Here is a 12,667-nt window from a genome sequence, read left to right as displayed (position 1 = left end):
AAGGGAGATAGAAGCCAAAATTGATTATGCCAAAACATTTGGGGTGGCATGCTGTAAATCGGCAGATTCGGACGACGGATTTACAGTAGTCTCATTCTTCATCGACTTTTTCGTCCGGATCAAAGATGTCCTCGATGGTGCAGCCGAAGATCGAGGCGAGACGGAACGCCAGTGGCAGAGACGGGTCAAAGCGGCCCTTTTCGATGGAGATGATGGTCTGGCGGCTCACGCTGGCGAGTTTGGCGAGCGCCGCCTGTGATAAGTCTCTGTCCGCACGGAGTTGTGAAAGCGAATTGTTCACGATAGGTCCCTTTTGCGTACGATGGCGTATGCAAACAATCCGGAGAGTAGACCTACGAGGATGATGGCGAGAAGTCCGGAAGACACCACAAGCGGGGCAATGGGTTTGTCGTAGAACGCGACCAAAAAGATGAACGCTGCTATGGCAAGCAACATTCCTGTCATGGATGCCCATGAAGCCTTTTCGCGCCACTGGCTTTCGATGTTCTCCTCAGGATTGGGAATGTTGCCGGTAATGGTGGTGCGGTCTACAAGCAGTACGTACGCTACAGAGAAGATGCCACCGCCGGCCAAGAACGACATGAGAATTACGAACGTCCAGTCATCAAGCTGATGCGGGTTACGTAGGAAGGTTCCGATTGTTCCGATTAACACTCCGCCCACGCAGCCGATTGCCAAAGATGAACACCATAATGCAATCCTGCCACCACCGAAAACGGTCATGGTTCCCCAGATGCTTGTGCGAGGTTGCTTTTCTGTTGTCGGCTCTGTCGTGGCACGTTTGTGGGTTTGGGATTGGTTGATTTCGTTGTGGGATGAGGCCGTCATCATTCCTCCTTGATTCCTTGACGAGATAAGTCTGAAGTAAGTAAAGCAAACTTTACTATGTTAAGGAAACTGTACTTCAGTGATGAAGGGTTGTCAATATAGGTGAGACTGAGGTTCGTGGTTTTTCTAGAAGAGTTTCAACATTTAATTCAATTTAATTTGAAATAAGAGCGGAGGTGAGGTATTGTTATCCTATATTTCAAAATTATTTGAAATATTGAGCACGTCGATACGACGAAGGAGGGGTGACGACTATGGCGATACAGACCACGTTGGCGGCGCTCGCGGACCCGGCCAGGCGCGAGATCCTGCAGCTCTTGCGTCGCAGGGTGATGAACGCCGGGGAGCTTGCGGAAGCGACCGGGTTGTCGGCGTCAAGGCTTTCGTACCATCTCAGGAAGCTGCGCGAGGCTGAGCTGGTGACGGACAGCCGCGAGGGTACGACCATCTGGTACGAGCCGAACCTGACCGTGCTCGATGACACGATTGTCTGGCTCAAGGAGTTGCAGCGTGATGGTGCGATTTCCAGGGCTTCGGGTTATGACGTGAAATCCGCCGAAACAAGGCGGTCGGTATCCGCAACCCGCCGAGTGGCGGTTGAGCCGGTGGCAAGCGGCAAGGCGAAGAAGCAAGGAGAAAGGTCATGAGCGACGATACCAAAGAACGGAAATCGCCAACGGAGTCGGAACATGGCGATAACCCCGAAATCAAGGGCCTCGAGGACGCTGAAAAACGAGAGCGCGGAAACAACGGTTGGAAGGCCGTATTTACCGGAGCGAGGAACTGGAACATCGCGATGGTGGTCCTGGGGACGCTGCCGCTGATCGTATATTTGCTGGCATTGCCGTATATGCCCGCTCGCGTGCCCATGCACTACAATGCGCACGGCGAGCTCGACAGTTGGGGCGGCAAGGGCGAGTGGCTCTTCTTCCCGTTATTCACGTTGCTGGTCTGCTTGGTCTGGCTGGTCTGCGAGATTCCCGTCGAACGTTCCGCGCGCAAGCAGTCGAATGCCGGCATGAGCGCTAAGACGACGGTGCGCGTGTGGATCATCGGAGGATGCTGCATGTTCACGGTTCTCAACGTTCTTAACGTATGGTTCATCGCGGACGCGTTCGGCAAGGGGAGCGGCTGGTCCGCGATACCTCTGGAGGCGATCCTGAACGTCGCAACCGGCCTGGTCTTCATCGTCATCGGCAACGTCATGCCGCATACCAGAATGAACCGATGGAGCGGCATTCGTGTGCCGGAAGCCTTCAAGAGCCGTGAGTCGTGGCGTCGTTGCCAGCGTTTCGGCGGGTTCGCATTCATTCTCGGCGGCGTGCTCCTCGTGGTCGTCGGCCTGGCCATGCACGCCTACGACGTGGTGGGTCTCTATGCCATCCTCGTCGTCGCGTTGGTCATCGCGGTGGTGTGCTCTGTCTACGGCATCTACGCTGGCAAGAAATACGGCAATATCGGCGGTCCGATCAGAGATCGGTGAAAACTGACTTCGTTCGAATCCGGAGGCTGTGACCCTTATGGAACGGTGTCGGCAACCGTATGAAAACGCTGCGATTGCCGGCACCGTTCAAGCTACTCGATGAGCTTGTAGCCGTGACTGGCGATGACGGACTTGAACTTGGTGATGCCCAATCATGAACTAGGGGGGATAAGGATGGCCTAAGCGTGTGTGTTGTCCTTACGCTTGATGAGTCTTCTGCCCTGCTTGCGTATCGGTTGGCGCATAGTCGAGTAGGAGATGCTCGGGTCGAGGTTGTTGGAAATAGTGAGCAGGGCAATCATGGCTTCCAACTGTTGGCGAAGATGGTTTTCAGCTTGATACCGAGAAAACACACTTGAAAGACGCCTGAGAAGATTCGCCGAATCTGAGATTAAGGAATAATGCGCGGCATCTTGTATGAGATTTAAATCCGTGCAAATCAGGCAGGCGAAATCGTGTATCAGCGGATCCGATTTTGCCAAGGCCATTATTGAATCCGTGTCGATGCTGCTGCTTTTGAAGAGGTCAACCAGCAGGGGAGTCAGCTGTTCCGTGGGATTGACGGATTGCGAGGTGGGAACGAGCAAGCAGTTGTGATGGGCTGCCGCGTTGCGCAGATGCCGGACTCCATCCAGTGTTGTGAAGATAATATCGTTGTAGCGACTCTTTTTAAGAAAATATCGATAGAAGGCGATATTCAGATAAAACGGGCACGTCTCCCAGACGACCCAGGGCGGAATATGCGAACTGTATTTTTCTATCATCCACTGGTTGTATCCGTTTTTGTTCATTGCATTGTGCAGTGAGAACGGCGTATGGAAACGAATTCGATAGAAGTGCTTCTCGCTGGCTTCAAAGGCTTCAGTCAATTCGTAACCGTCCATTGCTGTGCCCATAAGCAGCAGATTGAAACGTGTTTTCATGGCATGTTCGATTTCGCCGCTGCGCATGAGTACGAATCGCCTAATCTGATAATCAAGTGTTGACAGTTCCTTCAGATCGGCAAAATCAAGATTATCGTATATTCCTCGCGCGTTTTTATGGAATTCCTTGTCGAACGCCTTCAGCTTGAAAAAATAGGTATGATACTTAAGGAATTCCTTGGCCGATTCAACGGAACAGCGTCTGAACGCAACGCCATGTGACCGAAGAACCTCAATTTGTGCATCGACATCGATAATAGGTTTATCGATGTCATCTAGTCTATCGCAGTCATCTCCGTTGACTTCAGTCATGGCTCCCTCGTCGTGCTAAAAGAAAAATTCAGGAAGCAACCGAGGCTGCTTCCTGAACACTTGGGGATCACGATGTCAGTGACATCAGATACTACCCTGTACGTGCAATTCCTAATCTACCTGCACGTGCGCGAATGTGCAAATGCCCAAGCTGAATTCCGATGAAGATTGAGTGTGCCTTGTGCTGCACACTGTGGATACCGTTCTGTTTTACCGTTTTATTCGATGAGCTTGTAGCCGTGGCTGGCGATGACGGACTTGAGCTTCTCGAGGTAGCGTTCGGCGGCGGTGGAGAGGTTGGCGCGCTCGTTGCCGATCCAGCCGACCAGCATGGTCTCCTCGGTGTCGAGCGGGACGGTGACGATCTTCTCGTTGTTGAGGTCGCCGTTGTCGATACCGGTGCACACCGTGTAGCCGTTGAGCCCGATGATGAAGTTGAGGATCGTGGCGCGGTCGGTGACGGTGATCTGCTTGGGGGAGTCCTTGGGCCACACGGCCTCCTCGGCGAAGTAGAAGCTGCCTTCCTCGCCCTGCTCGTACTGGATGAACGGGTACGGCTTCAGGTCGTCCATCGTCACCTTCTTCTTGGTGGCGAGGGGATTGTCGCGCGACAGGAAGACGTGCAGCGGGGCGCGGAAAAGCGGGTGGAACTCGAGGTGCTTGCCGCGCAGCAGTTTGCCGATGACGTCCTTGTTGAAGTCTGAGAGGTAGAGGATGCCGATCTCGGAGAGCATGTTGGCGACCTGGTCGATGATGTCGCGCGTGCGGGTCTCGCGCAGGGTGAACTCGTACTCGTCGGATTTGTTGGCGCCGATCATCTCCACGAACGCCTCGACGGCGAACATATAATGCTGCGTGGAGACCGAGCAGAGCTGCTTGCGCGGCTTGGCGTGCTTGTAGCGTTCCTCCATCAGCTCGGCCTGGTCGAGCACCTGGCGCGCGTAGGTGAGGAACTCCGCGCCGTCGACGGTCAGCGCGATGCCCTGCGAGGAACGGGTGAAGATCTCGATGCCCATCTCGTGCTCGAGCTCCTTGACCGACGAGCTCAGCGCGGGCTGGGAGACGTAGAGCTCGTGGGAGGCCTCGTTCATCGAGCCGCATTCCACGATCTTGACGATGTATTTCAGCTGCAGCAGTGTCATAGCGCCAGTTTATAACGACGCATGTATTTGCGAGGTCAGGTTATAACGAAACCGTCGGTTTGACGCTGTGGGCGTAGAAGGATCGGTTGCCGGGATTCTCAACGTTCCGCCGTTCCTGAGTTTCCAGGGGATTGTCGCACCGCACCGCTCAGACTCTCACGCCCAGACGGCGCAGGTCCCTCCTCGCGGCGGCGGCATCGGTGAAGCGGATGCCATGGATGCCCACCGCGCTGGCGCCCTCGACGTTGCGCTGGGTGTCGTCGAAAAAGACCGTGCGTCCGGCGTCGAGACCGAAGCGGGCGAGGGCGAGCTCGAAGATGTCGGCGTTCGGCTTGTGCATCTTCTCGACTCCCGAGACAATGGTGCCCTGCAGCAGCCGCTCGAGCCGCGGGAACTTCTCGAAGGCGACGTGGAAGGTCTCGGCCGACCAGTTGGTCAGCCCCCACACCCCGTATCCGGCTCCGCGCAGGTCTGCGAGCAGCTCCTCCATGCCATCGACCATCTTTGGCAGCGCGTCGGCGTAGTGCTCGATGTAGTAGCGGAACATCGTGGCCGCCTCGTCGCCATACTCGCGCTCGACGTCCTTGATGACCACGGCGAAGTCCTCGCCGGCGTCCATGCGCGCCTCGGACTCGAAGAACCCATAGACGCCGCGGTCGGCGCACAGGCTTTCGACGATGTCCTGCGGGAAACGCCCTTCTAGGCAGGGGCGGTAGTTCAGTTCCAGCAGCACCCCGCAGAAGTCGAAGACGATGTCGTGTATGCCGGCGTCGGCATTGGAGGTGATGGCGGTTACGTCATTGTTGCCTAGGGTCCCGTCAATGTGAGTGTCGACAGTGTTGTGGCTCATGGCCGTCTCCCGTTCTTTGGTCTCGTCTATTATCCATTATCCCGTATCTGGCCCAATATGGCGGTGTTGTCTCGCCAGAAGACACGACCACGGGTGACTCGCTGTCAGGCCTTGCGGCGCAGGAGTTCCCCGAACGCCTGCGGCAACGCGTCGATGACGTCGGTCGCCACGATCGGATGGCCGGGTTTGCCGTCCGGCTCGATGGTGCCGTCGGCGTCGAAAATCTCCGGCGGCTGCCAGCCATGGCTGTCACTGTCGGCGGCCAGGCACGCGGCGAGTCCGTGGATGTGGCTGGCGCTGGCGGCGACCATGACATCGAGGGCGGGGTCACGCTGCAGCGCATCCTCGCCTTGCTGTGCAAGCAGTCCGGCCATGACGCCGGCCAGCACGTCACCGGCCCCGGCAGTCGCCAGCCATGCGGGACCGTTTCCGGAGATGTAGGTCAGGGTCGCCTTGCTGTCTTCGCCGGCACCTTCCGCATCGTCCTCGTCATTCGTGCCGGGCAGGCCGGCGCCTCCGACGACGATGGTCACCGCACCCTTGAGCAGTACGGTCGCCCCGGTCAGCTCGTGCGCGCGTCTGGCCCAGCGCCACGGTTGTGCAACGACGCCCTCGGCATCCACATCCTCGCCGCGAAGCCTGAGCAGCGCCGCGAGCTCGGCCGCGTGCGGGGTGATGACCACATGCGCGGGCACGCGTTCGGGCAGCAGGTCGAGCGCGCCGGCATCGACGCAGATCGGTGGCAGGCTCCATGGCTCCCAATCGAAGTCGATGGCCTTCGTCGCTTCATCGCCCCCGTCTGGCAATGCGTAGTGCTTCAGCAGCGCCGCGATGGCCCCGCGCTGGCCGTCGCTGCCGTTCGTGCCGTGTCTGCCGGCGCCCTGCTTGTCGGTGTCCCTGGCCGCTGCCGCGGTGGGCACACCTGAGCCGACGGCCCAGGCCTCGACGCGTCCCTTGCCGATGACGGTCTCCGGCGAGTTGCGCAGCACCATGTCCGAGGCGTTGATCGGGCCGAGATAGCGGACCATGCCGATGTTGGAACGCACCGCCGCGCCAGAGCTGAGCACCGCGGCGCCCGGGTATCTGGCCGAGCCGGTAATCAGGCCGGCGACCCCGCGGGAGTATTTGGAATCGGAGACCCGGGGGAGGCGCACCGCATCCGCGGCCTTGTCGTCGATGGAGACGACGGCCGGACGCGCATGCGAGAGGTCGAAGCCGAAATCGACCAGAATGGTGCGGCCACACGCGAAGGTGGCCGGCGGCAGCATCGCGCAGGGCTTCATCGCCCCGAATATCACGGTCACGTCGGCCGGTATGCAGTCGCCGGGCAGCGTGCCGTCGTCCACGCCGATGCCCGAGGGGGTGTCGATGGCGACGACCAGCGGCTTGTGGCCATGCCCGACATCCTTGCCGGCGAGAGATGGAGACAACGTCTCGTTACTCGAGTCTCCGGGATGGAGGATCTGCGCCATGGTGGCGGCCGGACCGCGGAGGGCTCCGTTCACCCCGATGCCGGTCATCGCGTCGAGCACGACGTCTGCCTGGCCGGCCAATTCGCTTGCCGCCTGCAACCGTTCGCCGGCCTCGCCCGCGCCGAAACCGGAGGAGACGCCGGGAATGTCCGCGTCGGGATTGACCACCAGCAGCCGTCCACCGCTACGGGTGAAGGCGAGCAGACCTTGGAGATGCAGGGATTTCCCGACCGCTATGGCCGTGACCTGAGCGCCGGCCCTTGCCAGTCGTGCGGCCGCGAAGAGTCCGTCGCCGCCGTTGTCGCCGGCGCCGGCCAGCAGCACTACCCGCGCGCCGTCGACGTCGAGTCCATGCTCGTCCAACAGCTCGGCGGTGACCCGAGCCGCTGCCGACGCCGCCATGCGCATCAGCGGCACGCCACGGTCGAGCAGCGGGCGCTCCATGCCACGCACCGTCGCCACGTCATAGGCCTGGTGGCGCAACCGCCGCCCACGCCTCACATCCGCCATCCGCTCGTCCATCGCCGACCTCCTGTGTGTGCCGATATCTAGCCCGATGCTACCGCGTCGCAGCCACATTCGGCCCCGTGCCCCTCGTATGGCGATGCGTGCCAGGAATCCAGTGAACAAACCGGACCTTACTGTCGCTCAGATGCGGTTTCGTCACACCGGCTGAACGTTCGGTAAATATACGACATCTGAGTCTTCGTTGGATGCGGTTTCGTCACCGTATGCAAAAATCCAGTCACGAAACCGAACCTGTCGGATGGAAAGGAACGCTTCCGTGACTGGATACGGGGAAAGGAGGCAACAACCAGGATGCGAAGGAGACGGCAGCAGGGAAAACGCATTCGGCTGCTGCCCGGCGCCTACTCCTCGGCGACCAGGTCGAGGTAGTCGTCGCTCCACAGGTCCTCGTCGCCGTCCGGCATCAGCAGCACGCGCTCGGGGTTGAGCGCCTTGACCGCGCCCTCGTCGTGGGTGACCAGGATGATGGCGCCCTCGTACTTGGCGATGGCCTTGAGGATCTCGTCGCGCGAGACCGGGTCGAGGTTGTTGGTCGGCTCATCCAGGAGCAGCACGTTGGCGCGCGAGGTCACCAGCGTCGCCAGGGCCAGACGCGTCTGCTCGCCGCCGGAGAGCACCTTCGCCGGCTTGAACGCGTCGTCGCCGGAGAAGAGGAAGCTGCCGAGGATGGAGCGTGCCTGGGTGTCGTTGAGGTCGGGGGCGACGTGCTGCAGGTTCTCCAGCACCGTCGCATCCATCTCCAGGGTGTCGTGCTCCTGGGCGAAGTAGCCGATCTTGCAGCCGTGGCCGTAGACGACCTCACCGGTGTCGGGCTTGTCCTCGCCGGCCAGGATGCGCAGCGTGGTGGTCTTGCCCGCGCCGTTGTATCCCAGGATGACCACGCGCGAGCCCTTGTCGATGGCAAGGTCGATGCCGTTGAAGACCTCGTTGGAGCCGAACGACTTCGAGATCCCCTCGGCCATGATCGGCGTCTTGCCACAGGGCGCCGGCTCCGGGAAGCGGATGTCGGCCACCTTCTCCTGCGCCTCGGCCTCGCTGGTCTCGCTCAGCAGTCGCTGGGCGCGGCGCATCATGTTCTGCGCGGCGACGGCCTTGGTGGCCTTGGCGTGCAGGCGTATGCCCTGCTTCATCAGGCGCGCCGCCTTCTTCTCGGCGACCTCGCGCTCGCGGCGGCGACGCTCCTCGTCCACCACACGCTGCTTGAGGTAGGCCTTCCAGCCCAGCGAATACATGTCGATCTGCGCGGTCTGCGCGTCCAGGTGCCAGACCCGGTTGGCCACCTCGTCCAGCAGCTCCGTGGAGTGGGAGATGACCAGGAACCCACCCTCGAAGCGCTTGAGGTAGCCGCGCAGCCACTCGATGGAGTCGGCGTCCAAGTGGTTGGTCGGCTCGTCGAGGATCAGCGTGTCCGCGTCGGAATAGAGGATGCGCGCCAGCTCGATGCGTCGCTTCTGACCGCCGGAGAGCGTGCCGATGGGCTGCTGCATCGTCTCGTTGGGCAGGCCCAGGCTTGCCGCCATTGAGATCGCCTCGGACTGCGCCGCGTAGCCGCCTGCCTTCTCGAACGCCTGCATGGCCTTGTCGTACTTGTCCATCGCCTTCTCCATGACCTTCGGGTTCTCGTTGGTCATGTCCTTCTCGGCGCGGCGGATGCGCTTGATGATGCTGGCGATGTCGCGCGCGCTCATCATGCGGTCGAGCGCGCTCTGCTCCGGATCGTCGGCATGGGTGTCCTGCGGCAGGTAGCCGAGCTTGCCGGAGATGCGCACCTCGCCGGCCGTGGGCAGCAGGTCGCCGGTGATGGTGCGGGTGAGGGTGGTCTTGCCGGCGCCGTTGCGTCCGACCAAGCCGATCTTGTCGCCCTTGCTCACGTGGAAATCAGTGGGATTGAGCAGCGTGCGCGCCCCGATCTGAATCTCCAGTCCCTTCGCCTCGATTGCCATACCTTATTACCTATCCTGTCATGCCCGAGAAATACTGGCCCAATATACCAACACGCCATCATAGCGGCACCGCTTCGTTTCGCGCCGGGCGACATGCAATCGAACACTTGTTCGAACCGTCCGCTATGATGGGTTATCCTAGCGTGAAGCATTCGGCAAAGCGGAGGTAAGCATTGGCAACAGCATCAACGGCGCGCAAGCTGATGGACAGCGACTCGTTCCTGTCCCAGGAGATCGCGAAGGCCCCGCTGAGGAAGACGGGCGATTCGCTGGTGGCGGACATCTCGCACATCCCCAGCGACCTCAAGATCACGATCCAGGGCGCCCGCGAGCACAACCTCAAGAACGTCGACATCTCCATCCCGCGCAACCGCATGGTCGTCTTCACCGGCCTTTCCGGCTCCGGCAAGTCGTCTTTGGCGTTTGACACGCTCTTCGCCGAGGGCCAGCGCCGCTACGTCGAGTCGCTGAGCGCCTACGCCCGCCAGTTCCTCGGGCAGATGGACAAGCCCGACGTCGATTTCATCGAAGGCCTGAGCCCGGCGGTCTCCATCGACCAGAAGACCACCAACCGCAACCCGCGTTCCACCGTCGGCACCATCACCCAGATCTACGACTACCTGCGCCTGCTCTTCTCCCGCACCGGCATTCCGCACTGCCCGGTCTGCGGCGAGCTCGTGAGCGCCCAGACGCCGCAGCAGATGGTCGATACGCTGATGAAGAAGCCGGAGCGGACCCGCTTCCAGGTGCTGGCGCCGGTCGTGCGCGGCCGCAAGGGCGAGTTCGAGGACCTGCTCGAGTTGCTGCGCGGCGACGGCTATTCACGCGCGCTGATCGACGGCGAGATGCGCCAGCTCTCCGACGAGATCAAACTGACCAAGCAGAAGAAGCACACCATCGAGGTCGTCATCGACCGCCTCGTCATCAAGGACGGCATCCGCCAGAGGCTCACCGACTCCATCGAGACCGCGCTGAAGCTGGCCAAGGGCATCGTGGTCATCGACTACGTCGACCTGGATGCCAAGGACCCGGGCCGCCGCGAGCCGTTCAGCGAGAAGCGCTCCTGCCCGAACGGCCACCAGCTCGAGCTCGACGAGATCGAGCCACGCACCTTCTCCTTCAACGCCCCCTACGGCGCCTGCCCCGATTGCGACGGCATCGGCTACAAGCTCGAGATCGACCCGGAGCTGGTCATTCCCGACCCGGACAAATCGCTCAACGAGAACGCCATCGAGCCATGGGGAATGACCAAGGGCACCGGCGAATACTACCGCCACGTGCTCGAGGGCCTGGCCGAGGAGATGGGCTTCAGCCTCGACACCCCGTGGAAGGACCTGCCCAAGAAGATCCAGCACGCCATCATGTACGGCCACGATTTCAAGGTCAAGGTCTCCTACCGCAACCGCTGGGGCCGCCTGCGCGAATACAGCACCGGCTTCGAAGGCGTGGTGCGCACGCTCATGCGCCGCCACGACGAGACCGACTCCGACCAGATGAAACTCTACTACGAGTCCTACATGCGCGAGGTGCCCTGCCAGACCTGCCAGGGCCGCCGCCTGCGCCCCGAGGTGCTCGCGGTCACCGTCGACGGCAAGTCCATCGCCGAGGTGTGCGACATGCCCGTCGAGCGCAGCCTCAAATGGGTCCGCTCGCTGCGTCTGGAAGGTTCGGCCGCCGTTATCGCCGGCGAGGTCCTCAAGGAGATCCGCGCGCGTCTCGGCTTCATGAACGACGTCGGGCTCAACTACCTGACGCTCTCGCGCGCCGCCAAGACCCTTTCCGGCGGCGAGGCGCAGCGCATCAGGCTCGCCACCCAGATCGGCAGCGGCCTGGTCGGCGTCATGTACGTCCTCGACGAGCCGTCCATCGGCCTGCACCAGCGCGACAATGAGCGCCTGATCAAGACGCTGCACCATCTTCGCGACCTCGGTAACACCCTGATCGTGGTCGAGCACGACGAGGAGACCATCGAGAAGGCCGACTGGCTGGTCGACATCGGCCCGGGCGCCGGCGAACGCGGCGGCGAGGTGGTCTATTCCGGCCCGGCCGCGCATGTGGTCGACGCGCCCCGTTCCGTCACCGGCGACTACATCGCCGGCCGTCGCGAGATCGAGACGCCGAGGAAACGGCGCAAGACCGACAGGAGCCGCCAGCTCAAGGTCGTCGGCGCGCGCGAGAACAACCTCAAGAACATCAACGTGTCCATCCCGCTGGGCGTGATGACCTGCATCACCGGCGTCTCCGGCTCCGGCAAGTCCACGCTCATCAACTCGATCCTGTATCCCTCGCTTGCGGACAAGCTCAACGGGGCGCGCATCGTCCCCGGCAAACACACCCGCGTCGAGGGCATCGAGCAGTGCGACAAGGTCATCCACGTCGACCAGAACCCGATCGGCCGCACCCCGCGCAGCAACCCGGCCACCTACACGGGCGTGTGGGACAAGATCCGCCAGCTCTTCGCCAAGACCCCGGAGGCGCAGGTGCGCGGCTACGGGCCCGGCAGGTTCTCGTTCAACGTCAAGGGGGGACGCTGCGAGGCATGCCACGGCGACGGCACCATCAAGATCGAGATGAACTTCCTGCCGGACGTTTACGTGGAATGCGAGCAATGCCACGGCCAGCGCTACAACCGCGAGACCCTCGAGGTGAAGTACAACGGCAAGTCCGTCGCCGACGTGCTCAACATGCCCATCGAGGAGGCCGCGGACTTCTTCAAGGCCTACACCGGTATCTCGCGCTATCTCAACACCCTCGTCGACGTCGGTCTCGGCTACATCCGCCTGGGCCAGCCCGCCACCACGCTCTCCGGTGGCGAGTCCCAGCGCGTCAAGCTAGCCACCGAGCTGCAGCGCCGCTCCAACGGCCGCACCGTCTACATCCTCGACGAGCCGACCACCGGCCTGCACTTCGAGGACGTCAGCAAGCTGCTGCAGGTCCTGCAGGGGCTGGTCGACAAGGGCAACACCGTCATCGTCATCGAGCACAATCTCGACGTGGTCAAGTCGGCTGACTGGATCATCGATCTCGGCCCCGAGGGCGGTGACGGCGGAGGCACCATCGTCACTCAGGGCACTCCGGAGCACGTCGCCAAGTGCGAGAAGAGCTGGACCGGCAAGTACCTCGGCCCCATGCTCAGGCATTGAGCGTTTCCATGGCGGACGACAG

Annotated in this window: 10 protein-coding genes; 3 read left to right on the top strand and 7 right to left on the bottom strand. The window is 61.5% G+C overall.

Going from position 1 to position 12,667, the window contains the following annotated elements; genetic code table 11:
* Positions 1-91: 91 nt before the first annotated feature.
* Entirely contained in the window at positions 92-229 is a 138-nt protein-coding gene (locus PT282_RS04170) for a helix-turn-helix domain-containing protein (protein ID WP_277168936.1), read from the bottom strand.
* A gap of 68 nt (positions 230-297) precedes the next feature.
* On the bottom strand, positions 298-852 hold the full coding sequence (locus tag PT282_RS04165) for a hypothetical protein (protein ID WP_277168299.1): 555 nt from the start codon (positions 850-852) through the stop codon (positions 298-300).
* Positions 853-1,103: 251 nt separating this feature from the next.
* Here PT282_RS04165 and PT282_RS04160 point away from each other — a divergent pair, with 251 nt between their 5' ends.
* The gene (locus PT282_RS04160; RefSeq protein WP_277168298.1) at positions 1,104-1,496 is read left to right on the top strand and encodes a metalloregulator ArsR/SmtB family transcription factor; all 393 of its coding nucleotides are present in this window, start codon (positions 1,104-1,106) and stop codon (positions 1,494-1,496) included.
* Complete coding sequence (locus tag PT282_RS04155) at positions 1,493-2,332, top strand: SdpI family protein (protein ID WP_277168297.1); 840 nt, start codon at positions 1,493-1,495, stop codon at positions 2,330-2,332. The genes PT282_RS04160 and PT282_RS04155 overlap by 4 nt, the downstream gene beginning before the upstream one ends.
* A gap of 179 nt (positions 2,333-2,511) precedes the next feature.
* On the opposite strand, the gene PT282_RS04150 is transcribed toward PT282_RS04155, so the two are convergent.
* From PT282_RS04150 to PT282_RS04130, 5 genes are all read right to left on the bottom strand, one after another.
* Positions 2,512-3,567 (bottom strand): Abi family protein, encoded by a 1,056-nt coding sequence (locus PT282_RS04150; RefSeq protein ID WP_277168296.1) that lies wholly within the window; start codon positions 3,565-3,567, stop codon positions 2,512-2,514.
* A gap of 218 nt (positions 3,568-3,785) precedes the next feature.
* On the bottom strand, positions 3,786-4,709 hold the full coding sequence (locus PT282_RS04145; RefSeq protein WP_277168295.1) for a LysR family transcriptional regulator: 924 nt from the start codon (positions 4,707-4,709) through the stop codon (positions 3,786-3,788).
* Positions 4,710-4,857: 148 nt separating this feature from the next.
* Positions 4,858-5,559 (bottom strand): HAD family phosphatase, encoded by a 702-nt coding sequence (locus PT282_RS04140; protein WP_277168294.1) that lies wholly within the window; start codon positions 5,557-5,559, stop codon positions 4,858-4,860.
* A gap of 104 nt (positions 5,560-5,663) precedes the next feature.
* Entirely contained in the window at positions 5,664-7,553 is a 1,890-nt protein-coding gene (locus PT282_RS04135; RefSeq protein WP_277168293.1) for a bifunctional ADP-dependent NAD(P)H-hydrate dehydratase/NAD(P)H-hydrate epimerase, read from the bottom strand.
* Positions 7,554-7,900: 347 nt separating this feature from the next.
* Positions 7,901-9,502: an ABC-F family ATP-binding cassette domain-containing protein gene (locus PT282_RS04130; RefSeq protein WP_277168292.1), complete on the bottom strand. Its 1,602-nt coding sequence runs from the start codon at positions 9,500-9,502 to the stop codon at positions 7,901-7,903.
* A 203-nt stretch (positions 9,503-9,705) separates the two neighbouring features.
* On the opposite strand from PT282_RS04130, the gene uvrA reads away from it, so the two are divergent.
* On the top strand, positions 9,706-12,645 hold the full coding sequence (gene uvrA, locus PT282_RS04125; RefSeq protein WP_277168935.1) for an excinuclease ABC subunit UvrA: 2,940 nt from the start codon (positions 9,706-9,708) through the stop codon (positions 12,643-12,645).
* The last annotated feature ends 22 nt before the right edge of the window (positions 12,646-12,667 follow it).

The organism is Bifidobacterium sp. ESL0763 (assembly GCF_029433395.1).
GTDB lineage: Bacteria > Actinomycetota > Actinomycetes > Actinomycetales > Bifidobacteriaceae > Bifidobacterium.
Note: the sequence above shows the minus strand (reverse complement) of the source record. Positions and strands in the feature narration are given on the sequence as shown.

Bases quoted from the DNA above. Each gene is read 5' to 3' on its own strand.
- PT282_RS04165 (WP_277168299.1), bottom strand. From the start codon at position 852: ATGATGACGGCCTCATCCCACAACGAAATCAACCAATCCCAAACCCAC.
- PT282_RS04160 (WP_277168298.1), top strand. From the start codon at position 1,104: ATGGCGATACAGACCACGTTGGCGGCGCTCGCGGACCCGGCCAGGCGC.
- PT282_RS04155 (WP_277168297.1), top strand. From the start codon at position 1,493: ATGAGCGACGATACCAAAGAACGGAAATCGCCAACGGAGTCGGAACAT.
- PT282_RS04150 (WP_277168296.1), bottom strand. From the start codon at position 3,567: ATGACTGAAGTCAACGGAGATGACTGCGATAGACTAGATGACATCGAT.
- PT282_RS04145 (WP_277168295.1), bottom strand. From the start codon at position 4,709: ATGACACTGCTGCAGCTGAAATACATCGTCAAGATCGTGGAATGCGGC.
- PT282_RS04140 (WP_277168294.1), bottom strand. From the start codon at position 5,559: ATGAGCCACAACACTGTCGACACTCACATTGACGGGACCCTAGGCAAC.
- PT282_RS04135 (WP_277168293.1), bottom strand. From the start codon at position 7,553: ATGGACGAGCGGATGGCGGATGTGAGGCGTGGGCGGCGGTTGCGCCAC.
- PT282_RS04130 (WP_277168292.1), bottom strand. From the start codon at position 9,502: ATGGCAATCGAGGCGAAGGGACTGGAGATTCAGATCGGGGCGCGCACG.
- uvrA (WP_277168935.1), top strand. From the start codon at position 9,706: ATGGACAGCGACTCGTTCCTGTCCCAGGAGATCGCGAAGGCCCCGCTG.